General features: G+C 71.9%; 19 protein-coding genes. 9 read left to right on the forward strand and 10 right to left on the reverse strand.

The window, feature by feature from the left end; genetic code table 11:
- The first annotated feature begins 171 nt into the window (after positions 1–171).
- Positions 172–1,998 (forward strand): NHL domain-containing thioredoxin family protein, encoded by a 1,827-nt coding sequence (locus tag VMI11_11875; protein ID HTY73107.1) that lies wholly within the window; start codon positions 172–174, stop codon positions 1,996–1,998.
- A gap of 194 nt (positions 1,999–2,192) precedes the next feature.
- Here VMI11_11875 and VMI11_11880 read toward each other — a convergent pair whose 3' ends face one another.
- Both VMI11_11880 and VMI11_11885 read right to left on the reverse strand, forming a co-directional pair.
- Positions 2,193–2,618, reverse strand: a complete 426-nt coding sequence (locus VMI11_11880; GenBank protein HTY73108.1) for an OsmC family peroxiredoxin — start codon at positions 2,616–2,618, stop codon at positions 2,193–2,195.
- A gap of 551 nt (positions 2,619–3,169) precedes the next feature.
- Positions 3,170–4,546 carry an NADP-dependent succinic semialdehyde dehydrogenase gene (locus VMI11_11885; protein HTY73109.1) on the reverse strand — a complete coding sequence of 459 codons (1,377 nt, stop codon included), beginning with the start codon at positions 4,544–4,546 and terminating at the stop codon, positions 3,170–3,172.
- 218 nt (positions 4,547–4,764) lie between these two features.
- Between VMI11_11885 and VMI11_11890 the strand changes: the two genes are divergently transcribed.
- On the forward strand, positions 4,765–5,700 hold the full coding sequence (locus VMI11_11890; GenBank protein ID HTY73110.1) for a GNAT family N-acetyltransferase: 936 nt from the start codon (positions 4,765–4,767) through the stop codon (positions 5,698–5,700).
- A gap of 66 nt (positions 5,701–5,766) precedes the next feature.
- Here the strand turns inward: VMI11_11890 and VMI11_11895 are convergent, their stop codons facing one another.
- The 5 genes from VMI11_11895 to VMI11_11915 all read right to left on the reverse strand — a co-directional run bounded on the left by VMI11_11895 (position 5,767) and on the right by VMI11_11915 (position 11,593).
- A complete protein-coding gene (locus tag VMI11_11895) occupies positions 5,767–7,611 on the reverse strand; it encodes an acyl-CoA dehydrogenase (protein HTY73111.1) in 1,845 nt (614 codons plus the stop codon).
- Positions 7,612–7,776: 165 nt separating this feature from the next.
- Positions 7,777–8,316 carry a vitamin K epoxide reductase family protein gene (locus VMI11_11900; protein ID HTY73112.1) on the reverse strand — a complete coding sequence of 180 codons (540 nt, stop codon included), beginning with the start codon at positions 8,314–8,316 and terminating at the stop codon, positions 7,777–7,779.
- The gene (locus VMI11_11905; GenBank protein ID HTY73113.1) at positions 8,306–9,190 is read right to left on the reverse strand and encodes a DUF929 family protein; all 885 of its coding nucleotides are present in this window, start codon (positions 9,188–9,190) and stop codon (positions 8,306–8,308) included. Before VMI11_11905 ends, VMI11_11900 begins: the two co-directional genes overlap by 11 nt.
- Positions 9,191–9,203: 13 nt before the next feature.
- Positions 9,204–10,853, reverse strand: coding sequence for a HAMP domain-containing sensor histidine kinase (locus VMI11_11910; GenBank protein HTY73114.1), 1,650 nt, complete (start codon positions 10,851–10,853; stop codon positions 9,204–9,206).
- Positions 10,850–11,593, reverse strand: a complete 744-nt coding sequence (locus VMI11_11915) for a response regulator transcription factor (protein HTY73115.1) — start codon at positions 11,591–11,593, stop codon at positions 10,850–10,852. Before VMI11_11915 ends, VMI11_11910 begins: the two co-directional genes overlap by 4 nt.
- A 533-nt stretch (positions 11,594–12,126) precedes the next feature.
- On the opposite strand from VMI11_11915, the gene VMI11_11920 reads away from it, so the two are divergent.
- The 5 genes from VMI11_11920 to VMI11_11940 are packed head-to-tail and all read left to right on the forward strand — an operon-like array spanning position 12,127 to position 15,572.
- Positions 12,127–12,612 carry a hypothetical protein gene (locus VMI11_11920; GenBank protein ID HTY73116.1) on the forward strand — a complete coding sequence of 162 codons (486 nt, stop codon included), beginning with the start codon at positions 12,127–12,129 and terminating at the stop codon, positions 12,610–12,612.
- Positions 12,613–12,614: 2 nt separating this feature from the next.
- Positions 12,615–13,538 carry an FAD:protein FMN transferase gene (locus VMI11_11925; GenBank protein HTY73117.1) on the forward strand — a complete coding sequence of 308 codons (924 nt, stop codon included), beginning with the start codon at positions 12,615–12,617 and terminating at the stop codon, positions 13,536–13,538.
- Positions 13,535–14,098: a ferric reductase-like transmembrane domain-containing protein gene (locus tag VMI11_11930; GenBank protein HTY73118.1), complete on the forward strand. Its 564-nt coding sequence runs from the start codon at positions 13,535–13,537 to the stop codon at positions 14,096–14,098. Before VMI11_11925 ends, VMI11_11930 begins: the two co-directional genes overlap by 4 nt.
- The gene (locus tag VMI11_11935) at positions 14,095–15,342 is read left to right on the forward strand and encodes an NADH-ubiquinone oxidoreductase-F iron-sulfur binding region domain-containing protein (protein HTY73119.1); all 1,248 of its coding nucleotides are present in this window, start codon (positions 14,095–14,097) and stop codon (positions 15,340–15,342) included. Before VMI11_11930 ends, VMI11_11935 begins: the two co-directional genes overlap by 4 nt.
- Positions 15,339–15,572: a ferredoxin gene (locus VMI11_11940; GenBank protein ID HTY73120.1), complete on the forward strand. Its 234-nt coding sequence runs from the start codon at positions 15,339–15,341 to the stop codon at positions 15,570–15,572. The genes VMI11_11935 and VMI11_11940 overlap by 4 nt, the downstream gene beginning before the upstream one ends.
- A 12-nt stretch (positions 15,573–15,584) precedes the next feature.
- Here VMI11_11940 and VMI11_11945 read toward each other — a convergent pair whose 3' ends face one another.
- Both VMI11_11945 and VMI11_11950 read right to left on the reverse strand, forming a co-directional pair.
- Entirely contained in the window at positions 15,585–16,271 is a 687-nt protein-coding gene (locus VMI11_11945) for a GNAT family N-acetyltransferase (protein ID HTY73121.1), read from the reverse strand.
- Positions 16,272–16,308: 37 nt separating this feature from the next.
- Positions 16,309–17,973 (reverse strand): APC family permease, encoded by a 1,665-nt coding sequence (locus VMI11_11950; protein HTY73122.1) that lies wholly within the window; start codon positions 17,971–17,973, stop codon positions 16,309–16,311.
- Positions 17,974–18,142: 169 nt separating this feature from the next.
- Here VMI11_11950 and VMI11_11955 point away from each other — a divergent pair, with 169 nt between their 5' ends.
- Positions 18,143–18,634 carry a potassium channel family protein gene (locus tag VMI11_11955; protein HTY73123.1) on the forward strand — a complete coding sequence of 164 codons (492 nt, stop codon included), beginning with the start codon at positions 18,143–18,145 and terminating at the stop codon, positions 18,632–18,634.
- A gap of 10 nt (positions 18,635–18,644) precedes the next feature.
- On the opposite strand, the gene VMI11_11960 is transcribed toward VMI11_11955, so the two are convergent.
- On the reverse strand, positions 18,645–19,310 hold the full coding sequence (locus VMI11_11960; GenBank protein ID HTY73124.1) for a hypothetical protein: 666 nt from the start codon (positions 19,308–19,310) through the stop codon (positions 18,645–18,647).
- A 72-nt stretch (positions 19,311–19,382) separates the two neighbouring features.
- Here VMI11_11960 and nagA point away from each other — a divergent pair, with 72 nt between their 5' ends.
- The gene (gene nagA, locus VMI11_11965) at positions 19,383–20,609 is read left to right on the forward strand and encodes an N-acetylglucosamine-6-phosphate deacetylase (GenBank protein ID HTY73125.1); all 1,227 of its coding nucleotides are present in this window, start codon (positions 19,383–19,385) and stop codon (positions 20,607–20,609) included.
- Positions 20,610–20,617 lie beyond the last annotated feature (8 nt).

Genomic DNA, 20,617 nt, shown 5'->3' on the forward strand with positions numbered 1-20,617 from the left:
GTCCCCCTTCGTCGGGCGGCCCACGGCGGGCCTTCGACTCCATCGGCACGGACGTGCTGACGCTTCAGTCAGTTGGTGACGTGTCCTGCGTCACGTCGAGCCGAGTGGTCGGACAGATCGGGCGCTGGAGCGCACGCCTCGCCGTGCGTCGCCTGCCAGGATGGCCAGGTGATGCACGGTCGGCACCCCCGGGTCCGGGCACCCGAGCTCGTGGGTCGTGGCGGGTGGGTCAACACCGGCGGCAAGGCGCTTCGCCTGGCCGACCTGCGCGGGAAGGTCGTGCTGCTCGACTTCTGGACCTTCTGCTGCATCAACTGCCTGCACGTCATCGAGGAGCTGCGGGCGGTCGAGGAGGAGTTCGCGGACGTCCTGGTCGTCGTCGGGGTGCACTCGCCGAAGTTCGTCCACGAGAGCGACCACAACGCGGTGGTGGCGGCGGTCGAGCGATACGACGTACGCCATCCCGTCCTCGACGACCCCGACCTGGTGACGTGGAACGCCTATGCGGTGCGGGCGTGGCCGACGCTGGCGGTCGTCGACCCGGAGGGCTACGTCGTGGCGCAGATGTCGGGCGAGGGCCACGGCCACGGGCTCGCCGCGCTGGTGGCCGAGCTGGTCGCCGAGCACGAGGCGAAGGGCACGTTGCACCGCGGGTCCGGGCCGTACGTCGCGCCCCAGCCGCAACCCTCCACGCTTCGCTTCCCCGCCAAGGTGGTCCGCCTCGCTGACGGACGGCTGCTGGTGGCCGACGCCGGCCACCACTGCCTGGCCGAGCTCGAGGCCGACGGCGAGACGCTCGTACGCCGGATCGGGTCCGGCGAGCCTGGCTTGCTCGACGGACCCGCGGAGCAGGCGTGCTTCCACGAGCCCAACGGGCTGTGCCTGCTCCCGCCCGAGATGGCCGAGCGGTTGGGCTACGACGTCGTCGTCGCGGACACGGTCAACCACGCGCTTCGCGGCGTGCGTCTCTCCGACGGCGCCGTGTCGAACGTGGCGGGCACGGGGGCGCAGTGGATGCAGGCCGACGCGTCCGCGGGACCTGCCCGCGCCGTGCCGCTCTCCTCGCCGTGGGACGTCGTGTGGTGGCCCGAGATCGGCGCCGTCGTCGTCGCGATGGCCGGGATCCACCAGCTGTGGGTCTTCGACCCCGTCTCGGGAACGGTCGAGGTGCTCGCCGGGACAACGAACGAGGGGCTGCGTGACGGGCCACCGCTGGAGTCCTGGCTCGCGCAGCCGAGCGGGCTGGCGGTCGACGGCGAGCGGCTGTGGTTCGCCGACGCCGAGACGTCCGCGTTGCGGTCGGTCGCGAACGGCGCGGTGGCGACGTACGTCGGTGCCGGGCTGTTCGACTTCGGACTGGTGGACGGTGCCGCCGACGAGGCAATGTTCCAGCACCCGCTCGGAGTCACGATGCTGCCTGATGGCAGCGTCGCCGTCCTGGACACGTACAACGGCGCGGTCCGCCGCTTCGACCCTTGGTCGCGAACGGTCACGACCCTCGCGATGGGGCTGCGCGAGCCGTCCGGGGCGGTGATGGAGCCGGACGGCAGCCTGCTCGTCGTGGAGTCGGCGGCGCATCGGTTGACCCGGCTCGCGCTGCCGTCGTCGGCTCTGCGGGTGGACGCGGCTCGGCACCGTACGTCGCGCCCGCCGCTCGACGTCAGCGCTGGACCGTTCACCCTCGAGGTCGTCTTCGAGCCGCCGGGAGGGCAGAAGCTGGACGAGCGGTACGGGCCGGCGACCCGGCTCCTGGTCTCCTCATCACCACCGGACCTGCTCGTGAGCGGCACGGGCAGTGGCGAGGCGCTGGTCCGGGCGTTGGTGCTCGGGAACGAGGTCGGGGAGGGCGTCCTGCACGTGGCGGCGTTCGCCGCCTCCTGCGACGAGGTCGGCGAGGTCGAGTTCCCGGCCTGTCACGTCCACCAGCAGGACTGGGGCATCCCGCTGCGGGTCACCCCAGATGGTGCCCGCACCCTGACCCTCTACCTCCGCGGCTGACCCCACGCCCCGGGCCCCGTCCATCCACCCCTGTCATGCAATGAACGCGGCGTAGTTGCACACCGAGCGCAACCCACGGCGCGTCCAAGGCTTCATCGGGTCCGGACGGCTCCAACCCCTTTCGAATGAACGCGACGTTGCGCCCGACCTATTGGACGAATGCCGCGTTCATCCGGATAGCAGGGGCCGTCCCGTCAGGCGAGGGCGGCGTCGAGGGTGATCGTCGTGCCGGTGAGCGCCTTGCTGACGGGGCAGTTGGCCTTGGCGTCCTCGGCGGCGGCGACGAAGTCCGCCGCGGACAGCCCCGGTACGTCGCCCCGGACGGTCAGGACGATCCCGGTGATGCCCTGGCCTGGCTGGAAGGTGACGTCCGCCCGGGTGTCGAGCGCCTGCGGAGGCGTACCGGCCTTGGCCAGGCCGCTGGAGAGCGCCATCGAGAAGCACGAGGCGTGCGCGGCGGCGACCAACTCCTCGGGTGAGGTCTTGTCGGCGCCGTCCTGCGAGCGGGCGGCCCACGTGACGTCGAAGGTCGCCAGGCCGGACGTGCTCAGCGCGACGGTTCCGCCACCCTCGAGGAGCGAGCCTTCCCAGTGGGCGTTGGCGGTGCGGACGGTTGCCATGAGGTACTCCCTGACGTGTGGCGAGACGGAAGGACTGCCGTACGTCTTCCAGCCTGCCGCACCAGCAAGCGCCTCGCGCGGGCAGGTGACGCCGCCGCCGTTACCGTACCCGCGCGTCTGCCGGCCGCCCTGCCGCGCGGATCCTCGCTGCAGAAGTCCCATTTGTCCCATCCCGACTGCTGGCGGAACCGGACAAATGGGACTTCTGCAGAAAGAACCTCTGCAGAAGTCCCAAATGTCCGGTGGGATCGGTCGCCGAAAAGGGACGAAAGGGACTTCTGCAGAAGAGGCGGCTACGGGCTGCCGTCAGAGCGCGGCTACGGGCTGCCGTCAGAGCGCGGGTACGGGCTGCCGCTGCTGCGGGGGGCGGCGACGCCGTGCGGGTGGCGACGCCGTGCGGGTGGCGACGCCTTGGGGGGGCCGAGCGGGTGGCGACGCCTCGGGGGCGGGACGCCGTGCGGGCGGCGACGCCGTGGGGGGGCCGAGCGGGTGGCGACCCTTGGGGGCGGGACGCCGAGCGGGTGGCGACGTTCTGGGGGGCGCGCAGGTGCTCAGGCGACCCAGACGGTCTTGGCGTTGCAGAACTCGCGGATCCCGAGGGCGGCCAGCTCGCGGCCGTACCCGGAGCGCTTGATCCCGCCGAAGGGCAGCTCGGGGTAGGAGGTCGTCATCCCGTTGATGAAGACCGCGCCGGCCTCCAGCTCGGTGATGAACCGAGCCTGCTCGGCGGGGTCGTTGGTCCAGGCGTTGGACCCCAGACCGAAGGTCGTCGCGTTCGCGACCTCGAGCGCCTCGTCCAGCGAGGACACCTTGATCAGCGTCGCGACCGGGCCGAAGAGCTCCTCCAGCCAGACCCGCATCGCCGGGGTGACGTCACCGAGGACGGTCGGGGCGTAGTACCAGCCGGCCGTACCGACCCGCTGTCCGCCACAGAGCACCGAGGCGCCGTGCGCGACCGCGTCGGCGACGAACTCCTCGAGGTCGGTGACGCCGCTCTCGGTCGCCAGCGGACCCACCTGGGTCTTCTCGTCCATCGGGTCGCCGACGACGAGCGCGGCCATCCGCGCGACGAAGCGCTCCGCGAACGCGTCGTAGACCTCGGCGTGCACGATGAAGCGCTTGGCGGCGATGCAGGACTGCCCGTTGTTCTGCACGCGGGCCGTGACCGCGACCTCGGCGGCGCGGTCGAGGTCGGCCGACGGCATGACGACGTACGGGTCGGAGCCCCCGAGCTCGAGGACCGTGTGCTTGATCTCGTCGCCGGCGATGGCGCCGACCGACTGCCCGGCCGGCTCCGAGCCGGTCAGCGTCGCGGCCTTGACGCGCGGGTCGCGCAACACCTTCTCGACGTCACGCGCGCCGATGAGCAGCGTCTGGAAGCAGCCGTCGGGGAAGCCGGCCCGGCGGAACAGCTCCTCGAGGTACACCGCGGTCTGCGGCACGTTCGAAGCGTGCTTGAGCAGCCCCACGTTGCCCGCCATGAGCGCCGGCGCCGCGAAGCGGATGACCTGCCACATCGGGAAGTTCCACGGCATCACCGCGAGCACCGGGCCGATCGGCTGCCAGTGCGTGTACGCCCGCGAGGCGCTGACCTTGCTCGGGTCCTCCAGCGGCTCGTCGGCCAGGAACGCCTCGGCGTGCTCGGCGTAGAAGCGCATCCCCTTGGCGCACTTCGAGGCCTCGCCCTTGGCGGCGGCGAACGTCTTGCCCATCTCGAGGGTCATCACCGCGGCGATCGAGGCGTTGTCCTCGTCGAGCAGGTCCGCGGCGCGGCGCATGAGGGCGGCGCGCTCCGCGAAGCTCGTACGCCGCCAGTCGCGGAACGCGGCGTCCGCCCGGGCCAGGGCAGCCTCGACCTGCTCGGGGGTGTGGGCGTCGAAGACCTTGACGGTCTCGCCGGTGGCGGGGTTCACGGTAGCGATGGCCATGGACCCAGTGTCCCCCGAGGCTCGGGTGCCTCGCCAGCAACGAGGTGTGAACCCGGACACCCCCATGGCTGACGAGGTGTCAGCCGCCAGCGGGCCGCCGATGCCTGGCGCGCACGACACGGGTGCGCCAGAGTCGCCGTTGGCCGTGCCGGCCCGCTCCCCGCGTGCCAGGGTTCCCCCGAGGCCGCCGCAAGAGGGGAGGGACGAGGTTGGACACCGTGGCCGTACGCCCGTCCGAGCGCTCGGAGTCCGCCGCCATGGCCGACCTGCTCAGGCGCCAGGTCGAGCGGTGGAGCAGAGGGCCGAGCGCCTGGGCGTCGAAGGAGTTCGTTGCGGACACCTTCGACATGCCGGGCATGGACCCGGCGAACGACTACTGGAGCGTGGACCTCGAGGGTCGTCTGGTGGGCGGGATCGCGGTCGTCGCCGTCCCGCCGTACTCCGAGGTCATGGGCTACTCCATGGTCGACCCCGACCTGACGGCCGGCGACGCGGCCGAGGTGCACGCGGCCCTGGTGGACCGGGCCGACCTGGTGGCCCGCCGGTACGCGGCGCGGGCCGAACCCGGGGTGGAACCACGACTCGTGCTGACCGTCGCCGAGGCGAACCCGTTGCGTGCCTACCTGGCCGCCAACGGGTTCGGCTACCTGCGCTCCTACTGGGGGATGCGCCGCGACGTGACGCCGAACGAGGAGATCCCCCCGCTGCCGGACGGGTTCCGCGCGCGCCCGGTGGACCCCGACGCCGACCTCGACGCGGTGGCCAGCGTCGTCACCGCCTTCGAGGACCATCACGGCGACCAGGTGTTCTCGGCCGAGCAGATGCGCCACTTCATGGCCGGCCCGGGTGCCCGCCCCGACCTCAGCCGCATCGCCGAGGACGCTGAGGGCCCCTGCTCGATGACGCTGTGCAGCATCGACTCCGACGGCGGGCGGGTCGACATCGTGGCCACGCTGCGCCGGGCGCGCGGCCGGGGACTGGCGACGGCGTTGCTGCGCACGTCCTTCGGCCTGCTGGCCCGCGCCGGGTGCGAGGTCGTAAGGCTCACGGTGGACGCCGACAACCCGACGGGAGCGCTAGGGGTCTACCAGCGCGCCGGGATGACCCAGGAGAGCGAGAACCAGCTCTGGGCGCGACCGCTGTCACGCGCCTGACGCGCTGTCAGGCGTTTCGCAAACCTGCCTTGTCCGGACGCCTGACAGCCGAGCGCGGCCGATGGGTCAGAAGGCGTCCTCGGGCAGGTCCATGACGTCGTTGTCGGTCTCCTCGGCGAGCTGGCGCTGTACCGCCAGCAGCGGGAGCACCTGGCGGGCGAACCACCGCGCGGCCGCGACCTTGCCCTCGTAGAAGGCGCCCTCGCGCCCGCTCGCCCCGTGGTCGAGCGCGGCGAGGGCGACCTCCGCCTGGCGCAGCAGCAGCCAGGAGCACACCAGGTCACCGAGGGCGAACAGCAGTCGCGTCGTGTTGAGGCCGACCTTGTAGACGTTGCGCACGTCGACCTGGGCGGAGGCGTACTGCCCGACCATCGCCCCCACGATCCCCTGGACGTCCTCGACGGCGCTCCCGAGCAGGTCGCGCTCGCGGGCCAGGTGCCCGTTGCCGGCCTCGCCCTTGGCGAACTCCGCGACGTCGGTGAGCAGCCGGGTCAGCGCGCGGCCCTGGTCCTTCACGATCTTGCGGAAGAACAGGTCCTGCCCCTGGATGGCCGTCGTCCCCTCGTAGAGGGTGTCGATCTTCGCGTCGCGCACGTACTGCTCGAGCGGGTAGTCCTGCAGGTAGCCGCTGCCGCCGAAGCACTGCAGCGCCTCCTGCCCGATCAGGCCGTACGACTTCTCGCTGCCGTAGCCCTTCACGATCGGCAGCAGCAGGTCGTTCAGGGCCTCGTCGGCGGACACGTCTCGCCCCTCGGCCGACCCCAGCGCCACGTCGTCCTGGATCGAGGCCGTGTACAGCACGAGCGCGCGCATGCCCTCGGCGTAGGCCTTCTGCGTGATGAGCGATCGGCGTACGTCCGCGTGGTGGGTGATCGTCACCCGCGGCGCCGTCTTGTCCGCCGCCTGGGTGAGGTCCGCGCCCTGCACTCGGGTCTTGGCGTAGTCGAGGGCGTTGAGATAGGCGGTCGACAGCGTCGCGATCGCCTTGGTGCCCACCATCATGCGCGCGGACTCGATGATCTTGAACATCTGCGCGATGCCCTCGTGGACGTCGCCCACGAGCCAGCCCTTGGCCGGGATCGTCTCGCCGAAGCGCAGTTCGCACGTGCTCGAGGCCTTCAGGCCCATCTTGTGCTCGACGTTGGTCGCGAACACACCGTTGCGCTCGCCGAGCTCGCCGGTCTCCCAGTCCACGAGGAACTTCGGTACCACGAACAGCGACAGACCCTTGGTGCCCGGGCCGCCGACGCCCGGCACGCCGTACGGGCGGGCCAGCACCAGGTGGATGATGTTCTCCTCGAGGTCGTGCTCGCCGCTGGTGATGAAGCGCTTGACGCCCTCGATGTGCCACGACCCGTCCGGCTGGGGCAGCGCACGAGCCGTCCCGGCGCCGACGTCGGAGCCGGCGTCCGGCTCGGTGAGCACCATGGTCGAGCCCCAGCGCTTGCTCGCCCACGTCTTGGCCCAACCCTGCTGCTCCTCGGTGCCCAGCCGGTAGAGCACGTGCGCGAAGGCGGTGCCGGTCGAGTACATGTGCACCGCGGGGTTCGAGCCGAGGATCATCTCGGCGACCGCCCAGCGCAGGGACGGCGGCGTCGGCTGGCCGTCGAGCTCAGCGGGCAGGTCGAGGGTCTGCCAGCCGCCGTCACGGTAGGCCTCGTAGGAGCGGCGGAAGCCGTCGGGGATGTGCACGGAGTGCGTCGCCGGGTCGAAGACCGGCGGCGTCCGGTCGGACTCCAAGAGGGAGTCGGCGAGCTCGTGGGTGGACAGCCGCTCGATCTCGGTGAGGATGCTGCGTGCGGTGTCCTCGTCGAGGTCGGCGTACGGCCCCTGGCCCAGCACGGACTGACGGCCGAGCACCTCGAACAGGGTGAACTCGATGTCGCGCAGGTTCGCCTTGTAGTGCCCCATCGCGGTCGTGCTCCTTGTCGTGCGTGGGCAGGCCCATCCCTACCCGCCGGTAACATCATGGTGCTACCGGCCAGTAACTTCCGCAAGACCCCGCGCCTCCAAAGTTGTTAGGCGTTCGCGGGTTGATGGCCCGACAAACGCCTAACACCTTCCTCAGACCCGGCATCACCGGTGGCGGCGCAGCTCCTGCTTGCTCGGCGGGGTCAGCGGGCTGGTCAGCGCGGTGAGGACGAGGACCATCGAGAACAGCAGGAACGTCACGACGTGCACGGCGGTGCACCACAGGCAGATGGCCCGTACGGCGAAGGCCTCCACACACACCAGGTAGACCACGGACGCCATCCCGACCGAGGCGAGGCCGAGCCGGGCCCACCGCAGCCGGGTGTCCTGCGAAGCCCAGGCCCGCGGCAGCAGCATTGGGATCATCACCGCGAAGAAGACCAGACCGAAAACCGCCACCGGGATCCCGAGCACGGACGACCACTGGCTGGTGGTCACCTTCAGGCAGTTCACGACTCCCTTGTCGCTGCACGCGAGGCTGCCGTTGCCCGAGTAGTGCTCGAAGGTGAGGTAGACCGACAGGACCAGCCCGAGCGCGGCCAGTCCGACGCTCGTCCACGCCGCCCAGGGCGGCGCCTGCTCGACGACGGGCTGGTCGACCTCCTCCGTCCGCGTCGCAGTGCGGCTTCGCCGGTCACTGGACACTGGACAGCGCCTTCGCCGCCGCCTGGACCCCGGACGCCGAGCACACCGTCGAGGGCTGGTCGTTCGTGATCGAGCAGATCTGCGCGGTGAGCTGGTTCGCCGTGCCGAGCACCGCCTTGGCGACCGGGCTGGACGGGTCCTTCAGCGCGTCGGCGATCTGCTGCCATGTCTTGCCGTGCACGGCGTTCAGCGCCGTCGTGGTGCCACTGGTGCTCTGGTACCACCGTCCGCCCACGTCGATGAAGGGATAGGAGCCGCCGCCGATCGAGCTGAAGAGCGCGTTGTCCGCAGCCGGGAGCTCCTGGAGCACGGCGCCGTTTCGGTCCTGCAGCTCCGTGCCGTCGAAGACCAGGTACTTGCTGGTGTACGACGCGTTGCGGAAGCTCAGCGTGTTCATGTTGGGGTAGACGTCGGTGGGCGAGGACTTCATGAGGTCCAGCCCGGTGAAGGTGCCGAAGCGGGACAGCGCCACCACCATGCCCCAGCGTTCGAAGGCGCAGTAGGGGCAGTACTCCGCGCCGGCGTACAGCACCCGCGGCTTGCCCTTGCTGGTCAGCGCCGCGCCGGTGAGCTTCTTCGTTGTGTCGGTCGTCGTGGTCCCGACGCCGACGCTGTCGAGAGCGCTGGCCGGCACCGTGGTCAGCGGGGTCACCACCGAGGCGGGCGCGGCCCCGAAGGAGGTGGTCACGGGCGCGGCGCGGTTGACCGCCACGAGAACGATCAGACCGATGGCGGCCAGCAGGGCGAGCGGGATCCCGATCGCGTACGTCACCCGGCGGCGTCGCTCGGCGCGCAGCTGCGCGGCGCGCTGCGCCTCGACCCGCCGCCGGGTCTGCTCTCTGCGGGTCTCCTTTGTCGACCTGCCGCTCGCCACGCCACTCCTCACGTCATCCCTGGCCCGCCGCCGGACCCTCCCGTAGCACCAACGGCTCGTAGGGTGCCTGAGTTCTGCCCTGCTCGGAGATTCTTGGCGACTTCTCAGCAGGAACTCCCGCGGCGAGCCCTTCCGGCGGGGCCGTCGCGGGAACAGGCGGTGCGAGCGGCAACCGTACCGTGAACACCGTCTCGCCCGGCCGGCTGCGCACCTCGACGGCACCGCCGTGGGCCTCGACGACCGCGGCCACGATGGCCAGTCCGAGGCCGGTGCTGCCGGCGGCGCGCGAGCGCGAGCCGTCCCCGCGGGCGAAGCGCTCGAAGACGTCGGGCAGCAGGGCGGGCGGGATCCCCGGGCCGTCGTCGCTGACCGTCAGCACCGCCTGGCCGGCCTCGGGCAGCAGGCCCACCCGGACCCGGGTGCCGGGCGGGGTGTGGGTGCGGGCGTTCGCCAGCAGGTTGGCCGCCACCTGGTGCAGGCGCGCGGCGTCCCCGGGGACCGTCATCGGCTCCTCCGGCAGGTCGAGCTCCCAGTGGTGGTCCGGCCCGGCCGCGTGCGCGTCGCTGACCGCGTCGACCAGCAGGGCCGAGAGGTCCACCGGCACCTGGTCGACCGGACGGCCGGCGTCGAGGCGGGCCAGGAGCAGCAGGTCCTCGACGAGCCCGGTCATCCGTACGCTCTCCGACTCGACCCGTTCGAGGGCGTGGCCGACGTCCTCGGGCAGCTCGGCCCGGCGGGGTCGGGTCAGCTCGGCGTAGCCGCGGATCGCCGCCAGCGGGGTCCGCAGCTCGTGGCTGGCGTCGGCCACGAAGTGGCGTACCCGCATCTCGCTCGCTTGCCGGGCGGCCAGGGCCGCGGCCACGTGGTCGAGCATGCGGTTCAGCGCCGCGCCGACCTGGCCGACCTCGGTCCGCGGGTCGGTGTCCTCGGCCGGGACCCTGACCCGCAGGGCGACCTCACCTCGGTCCAGCGGCAGCTCGGCGACCCGGCTGGCGGTCGCTGCCACCCGCCGCAGCGGGCGCAGGGCCAGGCGCACGATGAGGATCCCGAGCAGGGCGGCGAGCACCAAGCCGAGCACGCCGACCGCGGTGACCACGGCGGCGAGCTGGTAGACGGTCGTCTGGACGTCGCTGAGCGGCAGGCCGGTGACCAGAACGTCGCCGTCCGGCATTCGGACGGCGACCACGCGGTAGTCCCCCAGCGTCCCGCCGAGGTCAACCGTGTGCACCCGGCCGTCGACTGGGATGCCGAGCAGGGCCTCGGTCGCCGACGACTCGACGGTACGCGCCGGGTCCCCCACCGCCGTGACCACGCCGGAGTCGGCGACCGCGCCGTCGACGATGCGGACACCCAGGGTCCCGACCGCCTGACCGGGAGCGTCGAGGAAGACCGGGCGTGCGCCGTCGTCGCCGTCCGGGTCCGGCCCGCCTCCGCCGGAGCCGCCGCGCCCGCACGCCGCCGGGTTGCCGTAACAGTTGTTGGACCGGTTCGCGGCGGAGAGCACCTGCTGGTCGAGGCGGTGCATGAGGAAGCGGTCGAGGGAGACCACGCTGACGACGCCGATGACCACGCTGACGACGGCGAGCAGCGCGAGCAGCCCGGCGATCAGCCGGGTGCGCAGGCTCCAGCCGCTGAAGGGGCGCCGGATCGTCCGGGGGGTCATTCCGCCGGCTTGAGGACGTACCCCGCCCCGCGCATGGTGTGGATCATCGGCGCGCGGCCGGCGTCCACCTTCTTGCGCAGGTAGGAGATGTAGAGCTCGACGACGTTGGCCTGACCGCCGAAGTCGTAGTTCCAGACCCGGTCGAGGATCTGGGCCTTGGACAGCACCCGCCGCGGGTTGCGCATGAGATAGCGCAGCAGCTCGTACTCGGTGGCGGTCAGCTGGATCGGGTCGCCGCCCCGGGTGACCTCGTGGCTGTCCTCGTCGAGGACCAGGTCGCCCACCGTCAGGCGGGAATCGGCCTGCTGCACCAAGACGTGGGTGCGCCGCATGAGGTTGCGCAGCCGGGCGACGAGCTCCTCCAGGCTGAACGGCTTGGTCACGTAGTCGTCGCCCCCGGCGGTGAGGCCGGCGATCCGGTCCTCGGTGGCGTCCATGGCCGTGAGGAACAGCACGGGTACGTCGGTCGCGTCGGCTCGCAGCCGGTGCATGACCTCCAGCCCGCTGAGGTCGGGGAGCATGATGTCGAGGACGACGGCGTCTGGACGGAACTCCCGCGCGGTACGGATGGCGCTCATCCCGTCCCCGGCGGTCCGCACGTCCCATCCCTCGTAGCGCAGCGCCAGCGAGAGCAGGTCGGTGAGCGTCGGTTCGTCGTCGACCACGAGGACCCGAGGAGGCGTGCCGTCGGGCCGCCGCAGCTCGGTGGCCGGGCGGGTCTGGGCGTCGGTCGTCGTCATGCCCCTCATGGTCGAGCGCTCTCCTGAGCCGATGCCAGGCATTCCCTGTGAGTTCCCTGTGAGCTGCCGCTCGAGTTCCCTGTGAGCTGCCGCTCGCCAGGCCCGCGCTCACCGTCCCCCCGCCCCGACGGTCACCGTCCGGACGCGTGTGTTCAACGCGCCGATCTTCTGCAGAAGTCCCATTTGTCCCATTCGGACACCCCGGATAGGGGAACAAATGGGACTTCTGCCGTACGTCGTCCCTGCACAAGTCCCATTTGTCCGGGTCCTGCCGCGCTTGAAAAGGGACAAAAGGGACTTCTGCAGGGTAGGTGGGCGGGTCGAAGGGGGTGTGTGCCGGGAGGGGCGAAGAGCGGGGGGAGCGGGGGAGAGCGGGAGGGCGGAGAGCGAGGGGAGGACGGAGAGCGTGGGGAGGACGGAGAGCGTGGGGAGGACGGAGAGCCGGAGGAGGGGGACGGGGTGCCACAGCACTCACAGGGGTCACACAGGTTGAACACGAAAGTTGCTCAGAAACGTGGGCCATCGTCGTCGGCATGGCATTCGACCCGTTCGACCCCCAGTCCCCGTCCTCTCGTGCCGCGGCCCGTGACGCTGACGTGCGTCGGAGCAAGGCCGTGATGACCGGAGTGGCCGGTGTGGCGGTCGTCGGGGTCCTCGGCTTCAGCGTCCTGGCCCACAACGCGACGGTCGCGGCCCGCGCCGGGACCTCCGGGTCCTCAGAGACCTCCGGCACCTCGACCACCTCCGACGACGGGACGGGCTCTGACGACTCCTCGACCGTCTCGCAGTCGACCGGCTCCGACGACTCGCAGTCGACCGGCTCCGACGACTCCTCGACCAAGACCAGCGCGACCACCAAGACCAGCTCGACCAAGAAGACCAGCTCGACCAAGAAGACCAGCACCACCAAGCACTCGAGCAGCACCAGCGGGTCGAGCAGCACGAGTGGTACGAGCAACAGCGTCTCTGTCGGAAGCAGCAACTCCAACAGCGGCCACGCCACCACGAGGGGGTCGTAGCCATGACCGACCGACTGCCCGCGACCGAGTGGGACGTCTGGGGCACCACGGCCCGGGTCGTGGTCTCGGACCCCGCAGCCCTGGGGCCGGCGCGCACCCTGGTCGAGGAGCTGCTGGGGCAGGTGGACCTCGCCGCGAGCCGGTTCCGCGCGGACTCGGAGGTCACCCGGCTGGCCGGCTCCCAGGGCCGGCCGACCGAGGTCAGCCCGCTGCTGGCCGAGCTGCTCGAGGTGGCCCTCGACGCGGCCCGGCGTACCGACGGCGACGTCGACCCGACCGTGGGCGCCGCGCTGCGCGACCTGGGCTACGACCGCGACTTCGCCGCCCTTCCCCTGGTGGCGAAGGTTCGCGTGGTCGCGCGGCCGGCGCCGGGCTGGCAGCGCGTACGTCTCGACGGGACGACCGTCACGGTGCCGGTCGGCACCCTCATCGACCTCGGCGCGACCGCGAAGGCGTGGACCGCTGACCGCGCCGCGCAGCTGGTTCGCGCCGAGCTGGGCTGCGGGGTGCTGGTGTCCCTCGGCGGGGACATCGCCACCTCCGGTCCGGCACCCGAGGGCGGGTGGCGGGTCCGGGTCCAGGACCGCCTCGTCGACCCCGGAGCGACGATCACGCTGCCGGCGGGCGCCGCGGTGGCGACCTCGAGCACGGTACGCCGTACCTGGGTCCAGGCGGACCGGTCCCGCCACCACGTCCTCGACCCCCGGACCGGCTCCCCGGCGCCCGCCGTCTGGCGCTCGGCCACCGTCGCCGCCTGGACCTGCGTCGAGGCGAACACCCTGACCACCGCCGCCCTCGTGCGCGGCGGCCGGGCCGAGGCGCTGCTGCGCGCGGCCGGCGTACCCGCCCGCCTGGTGACCTCCGGCGGACATGTCGTGACCCTCGGCGGATGGCCCGCCGAGGCCGAAGTGGAGGCAGCGTCATGAGCGCGTCCCTGTGGTACCTCGCTCGCGGCACCGGGGTGGTGACGCTGCTGCTGTTCACCCTCACCCTGGTCCTCGGTGTCACCGCCCGCTCGCGGCGACCCTTCCTCGGGCTGCGCCGGTTCGGGGTCGCCTCGGTGCACCGCGGCGTGAGCCTGTTCGCCCTCGTGCTGCTCGGCCTGCACGTCGTGACGCTGCTCGCCGACCCGTACGCACAACTGCACCTGGTGAACATCGTCCTTCCGTTCACCTCCAGCTACCGGCCACTGTGGGTCGGGCTCGGCGCCCTCTCGCTCGACGCCATGCTGGCGCTGGTCATCACCAGCCTGCTGCGCGAACGGATCGGGCACGCGGCCTGGCGCACCGTGCACTGGGTGGCGTACGCCGCATGGCCGGCCGCGTTCCTGCACTCCCTCGGCAGCGGTACCGACAGCGCGACGCTGTGGATGCGCGTCGTCGCGGCCACCTGCGCGGTCACCGTGATCGCGGCGGTCGCCTGGCGCTACACCTTCACCCCCGCCGAGACGACGACCGGTCGTCCTGTCCTGGAGCCGGCCCGATGAGCCTCACCGTCGACGCGCCGTCGGCCCTGGACACGGCGCCGCGGCTGCTGGCCGCCCCCTCGCCCGACCTTGCCACGCACCGCGCTACCTTCGGCGAGCTGCCGTGGCAGGGCAGGCGTCGGCTGGTCAGCGAGGTCGAGGCCTCCGGGCTGCTCGGCCGTGGTGGAGCCGGCTTCCCGGCCTGGCGCAAGATGGTGGCCTCCGCCGCGGGCGGCGACGCGGTCGTCATCGCCAACGCCGCGGAGGGCGAGCCCGCCAGCGCCAAGGACGCCACGCTGCTGTCGGTGTCCCCGCACCTCGTCCTCGACGGGCTGCAGCTGGCTGCGGAGGCGGTCGGGGCCAAGGAGGCGCACCTGTACGTCCGTCCGGGCCGCGGTGAGCACGCCGCGAGAACCGCCCTCGCCGAGCGCCGTGGCCGCGACCGGGTCGAGGTCACCGTGACCCGCGCGTCGGGGCACTTCCTCGACGGCGAGGAGACCGCGGTGATCTCCGCGCTCGAGGGGCGGGTCGCCCTGCCCCGCGACAAGCGCATCCCCGCACCAGTCTCCGGGATGCGCGGTCGGCCGACGCTGCTGCACAACGTCGAGACGCTGGCGCACGTCGCGCTGATCGCGCGGGGCGGTTCGGCCTGGTTCCGCACCGCCGGGACCGCGGAGGAACCCGGCACCTTCCTGGCCACGGTGTCCGGCGACGTCGCGTCGCCCGGTGTCGTGGAGGCCGGGTACGGCGTACCGCTCGCCGACCTGTTCGCCGCGGTGGGCGGGCCGAGCGCGGACCTGCAGGCCGTCCTCATCGGTGGTTATCACGGCGCCTGGGTACCCCTCGCCGACGCCGACGACGCAGCGCGAATCGCGGTGTCCCGCGCCGGGCTCGCGCCCTACGGCGCGACGCCGGGCGCAGGCGTCGTCGTGGCCCTGCGCTCCGGCGCCTGCGCTCTCGCCGCGACCTCGAAGGTGCTCACCTACCTGGCGGGGCAGAGCGCCCGGCAATGCGGGCCGTGCCTCAACGGCCTGCCGGCCCTGGCCGAGAACTTCGCCGCTCTCGCGGGCGGACGGGCCCCGCGCAACTGTGCGCAACGCGTCGAGCGGCTCAGCGAGCTGGTCGAGCGTCGTGGTGCCTGCCACCACCCGGACGGGACGGCTCGGCTGGCCCGCAGCGCCCTGCGCGCCTTCGAGGAGGACGTGCGAGCCCATCTGTCCGGGCGCTGCGCGGCGACCGGCCTGATGATCGTGGGCCGGCCATGAGCGCGGAGAAGCGGCTGCACGTCGACTGGACCTCCTGCGAGGGCGCGGGGCTCTGCCACGAGCTGCTGCCGGAGCTGATGGAGGAGGACCCGTGGGGCTACCCCATGCCCCGTCGGGACCGTACGGCTCCGGGCGGGCGTGACGTGCTGGTCCCCGGGTCGCTGGTCGGCCACGCCCAGCGGGCCGTACGGACCTGCCCCCGCCTCGCGCTCAGCCTGCAGCGCGTCTGACACGTCGGCGCGTCACTCGTCCCTCGGCCACGTCCCGAAGGCCCCCCAGCCTCGGTCGGGGAAGCCGGCGGCCGTCGCGACCTGAGCGGAGGCGATGTTGTCGGGGTCGTGCAGGTACGTCGGGATCGCGCCGCGCGCCAGCACCGCCCGCGCCGCCTGGGCGACCAGGCGGCGCGCCAGCCCGCGCCCGCGCGCCTCGGGTTCGGTGCCCACGGCGATCTCCCAGCCGGCGTCGTCGTGGCGTTTCAGTCCGACGCCCGCGAGGTAACGTCCGTCGTCGTCCAGCACGACCAGGGCCTGGCCGCCGAACGGCCTGAGCCAGTCGGGCAGCGCCGGATCGGCCACGTCGAGCCACTCACCGACGTCTGCCAGCGGCGCGGGCTCGGTGCTCCATCGGTACACGGCCTGGTACACCTGCAGGTCGGGCCGCCCCATCGCGGCGGGCAGGCGCTCGAAGAGCGCCTCGACGTCCGCGGCGGGGGCGTTCGCCTCCCCGAGCCGCGCGTAGGCCTGCGGAGCCACGCCGAGCACCCCCGCGCCGTCGGCCCGCACCACACCGGTCACCGGGTGCACCTCGCCGTCCCAGCCGGGCACGGCGTTGCGCGGGTTGGCGACCACCTCCACGCCCGCGCCCGTGGGCGGCCATGCCCCGGCCCAGCTGCGCAGGTGCTCGGCAAGTCGGGCCGGGGCGTCGTCCACCCGGGAAGCGTCTCAGACCGTGATCACGCCGCGGGACTCACTCCACGGACACGAAGTTGATCTGGTCGGCGTCCTTGGCGATCTCCTCCTCCATGCGCTCGTGGGACAGCGTGGAGGCGATGGCCCAGTAGTAGATGATCAGGCTGAAGACGATCACCACGATGAGGTCCCACCACTCGGGCAGCACGTTGTGCGCGCCGGTGCCGTACCGGCCGAGCGCCCCGATGATCACGCACCCGATGATCCAGGGACCGATCCACACCGCCGGCCGCAGCATGCGCAAGGCGTTGGTGTGCTCCTTGGCGGAGCCGATCCCGAAGATGAGCAGGCCGACGAGCAGAGCCACGGCCAGCTTCCACGTGTACTCGTAGCCGCCCCAGTAGATGATCAGGTTGGCCGAGCAGAAGGCCACGGGCATGAGGAACTTCCCGGCCGGCATCTGGTACGGCCGCGCGCGGCCGGTGTCCCGCATCCGTAGCGAGGCCAGCGAGACCGGCGCGAACGCGTACATGATGGCCGTGGCGCCCGTGACCACGCCGACCAGGCGGTTCCAGCTGGGGAACGGGCCGAAGCACAGCCACCCGACCACCGCGGCCACGAGGATCGAGGTGACCGGCACGCCCTTGGCGTTCGTGCTCGCGAGCTTGGACGGCATCTCGCGTTCCTCACCGAGGGCGTAGGAGATGCGGGCCGTCGTGCCGACATACACGATGCCGGTGCCCGCTGGGGAGATCACCGCGTCGATGACGAGGATGGTCGCCAGCCAGGTGGCACCCACGGCGAGGGCGAGGGTGTACCAGGCGCCGTAGTCGGAGGGGTTGGTGCCGAGCGGGGAGTGCCAGCTCTTCGAGACGTTCTTGGGATCGACTGCACCGATGAACGTGACCTGCAGCAGCAGGTAGAGCAGGGCGCCGATCGACATCGCGACGATGATGGCCTTGGACAGGTCCTTCTTCGGGTTGCGGGCCTCGCCGCCGAGCTGTACCGCCTGCTCGAAGCCCTGCAGGGCGAACACCACGCCGGCGGGGAGTGCCGCGAAAACCCCGTGGATGCCGAACGGCATGAAGCCGCCCCCGGACGTGAAGTTGCTCGTGTGGAAGGACAGCGAGGACACGACGATGATCGCGAGCAGCGGGACCGCGGTCTTCCAGAGGACGATGATCGCGTTGCTCTCGGACATGAACTTGGCGCCGGCGAGGTTCATCGCGGTGAACAGGATGAGCGCCAGAGTGGCCACGAACAGGCCGCGGCTGTTGAGCAAGCCGGCGCGGGAACCGCTCTCGTGCAGCATCGAGAAGTGCTCGTTGACTACCTTGATGCTGTTGACGTAGGCGATCGCCGCGAGGATCTCGATGGGCGCGATCGCGACCGCCTGCAGCCAGGAGGCCCAGCCGGCGGTGAAGCCGGCAAGCGGGCCGTGCGAGTAGTACGGGAAGCGGCCGGTTCCACCGGCGACCGGGTAGGCCGCGCCGAGCTCGGCGTAGACCAGGGCGAGCACGGTCAGCATCGCCGCCGCCAGGACCCAGGAGATGATCGAGGCGGGGCCCGCCGTCTCGGCGGCGTTCAGCGCACCGAGCAGCCACCCCGACCCGATGATCGAGCCGAGCGAGACGAACATGAGGCCGTAGAAGCCGACCGATCGCTTCAGGTGGCCTGGCTGGTGGAGCGGGGCTTCCTCGTACGGGTCGATCATCTGGCTCATCCGGACCTCCCGCCAGTCGGCAGCAAAGAACCGGGGTGAGGGCGGCGTGTCACGGCCGGACCTCGACCTCGAAGGCGTGGGATAGCGTGCCATGGACTCGCTCGCCGTGAGGCCGATTCAGTATCGAAGACACCTGTATTGGTCTGTCGCGCGCTGGGTCGTCTCCACCGTGGTGCTCTTCGGCGCCTACGCCCTGGCCCCCTTGCAGAAGAGCGAGCACGACGCCAACGACTACGTCGCCTTCGCGGTCGCCCTGGCGTGCATCGGCGTCGTCACGACGTGGCAGATCGTGGCCGTCTCCAGGTCGCCGTTCCCGCGGCTGCGCGCCTTCGAGGCCATCGCGGTCAGCGCCCCCCTGCTCGTGCTCGTCTTCGCCGCCACCTATGTCTCGATGTCGAACGGAACGGCGGGCAGCTTCACCTCGTCGATGACCAAGATCGACGCCATCTACTTCACGGTGACCGTGCTGGCCACGGTCGGGTTCGGCGACATCACGGCGGTGTCAGAGACCGCCCGGATCGTGGTCACGATCCAGATGATCGTCGACATCGTCTTCATCGGAGTGGTGGTGCGCGCGCTGGTCATGGTGACCCAGCGACGGGTCGCCAGCCTGTCGAAGGCGGATGCCGAGGACTTCCCTCCCGCGCCGTCGAAGACTTGACCGGTCGGCGTCAGCTCGGCAGGACGTTGATGACCCGGGCCAGCACTACGGCGAGCACCGACAGCGAGATGAGCGACTGCAGCGTCATCAGGCCCTTCGCGCGGATCGTCATCGGCACCGCATCCGTCGGGCTGAACGCGACGACGTTGGTGTAGGACAGGTAGAGGTGGTCGGCGAAGTGCGGCTGCCATCCCGGTCGGGCCAACCCCTCGGCCTCGTGCTGGGGGAACATGAAGTCCGGGTAGGGGGGCGGCTGGCGCATCCGTCCTTGCGGTCCGCCGGCGTCGATCTGCCAGTAGAAGAGCCCGAAGGTCACGACGTTGGTGAGGATCACCAGCAGCGCCGCGGTCAGCAGCCGGTCGACCCCGGGGGGCGCCGTGCCGACCTTCGAGCCCGAGAGCACGACGTAGACCAGCCTCGCGGCCGCTCCCGTGTTCGCCACGAGGAGCACGCCGAACAGGGCAAGCACGACCGGTCGAGCACCCCGCGGGACCGGTCCCGGTCGGGCTGCGATGGCCAGCAGAGCGACGAAGACCACCCCCTCGATGACCGGGACGACCGACGGTGGCCCGACGCGCAGCCGCGACGGGACGAACACCTGCGGCACGATGACGAGGAAGAGCGCCGTCAACGGCCAGACGTAGCTCTCGGGGACGTGCTTGTTCTCCTCGGACACGAGAGCAGAGTCTGCCCGGCTGCGCGCGGTGGCTGGGGCGCTTTCGGAGGGCTCTGGCTACCCTGACCCACGATGGAGCACCCCGGCTCGACTCTCGTGAAGGGCCGCCTGGTGCTGCCCTCGGGCGTCGCCGAGGGGTGGGTGCGCACGACTGGGCCCAGCATCGTCGGCGTCGGCGCCGACGTCGGTCCGGCCGGTGGCGAGTCGCCGCCCGGCGCCGATGTCGTCGAGACCGACGGGTACGTCCTGCCGGGGCTGGTCGACACCCACTGCCACGGCGCCCTCGGGTCGGCGTACGCGGACGGGCCGGAGGCGCTCGCCCGCGCGGCGGAGCACCACCACCGGTGCGGGACGACCTCCTTGTTCGCCAGCACGGTGTCGGAGCGGGCCGCAGACCTCGCCTCGCAGGTCGCCCACCTCGCCGGGGCGAGCGCCCGTGGCGTCGTGGACGGCGTCCACCTCGAGGGGCCGTACCTCTCCGCGCGCCGTTGCGGGGCGCACCGTCCGGACGTCCTGCGGGACCCGGACCTCGCGGAGGTGGCGGACCTGCTGGACCGAGCGAGCGGGACCCTGCGGTCGATGACGCTGGCGCCGGAGCTGCCGGGGGCGCTGGCGCTCGTCCGGATGCTGCGCGACCGCGACGTGACCGTGGCGGTCGGCCACACGGCTGCCTCGACCTCGCAGACGCGAGCGGCGATCGAGGCGGGGGCGCGGGTCGCGACCCACCTGTTCAACGGCATGGAGCCGATCCATCACCGCGCGGGCGGGCCGGTCGTGGCGCTGCTCGACGACCCCCGGGTCAGGTGCGAGCTGATCGCCGACGGTGAGCACCTCGACGCCGACGTGGTGCGCTGGGTCTGGCACAGCGTGGGCACCGAACGGGTGATGCTCGTCAGCGACGCCTCACCGGCGGTCGGCATGCCCGACGGGGAGCTCGCGTGGCGCGGCTCCACGGTGTACGTCGCTTCGGGCCGGGTCCGCACGGCGTCGGGTGCCCTCGCCGGCAGCGCCGTGACGCTGCTGGACGCCGTGCGCTGGGTCGTCGGGACCGGCGTACCGCTCGTGGACGCGGTTGCTGCGGCCTCCCGCGTCCCTGCCGCGTGCTACGGCCTCGCAGACCGCGGGTCGCTCGCCGTCGGCATGCGCGCCGACCTGGTGCTGACCGACGACGACCTCCGGGTCCGACGCGTCATGCGGGCCGGCGAGTGGCTCGACGGACCGCCGACCATCGGCGGGCCTGCTCTGGTGCCAGCGCTGCCAGCGCCGGCTGATCGAACCCGCCGCCGGGACTCCCGCTAGCTAGCCAG

This window comes from Actinomycetes bacterium (genome assembly GCA_035506535.1).
Taxonomy (GTDB): domain Bacteria; phylum Actinomycetota; class Actinomycetes; order DATJPE01; family DATJPE01; genus DATJPE01.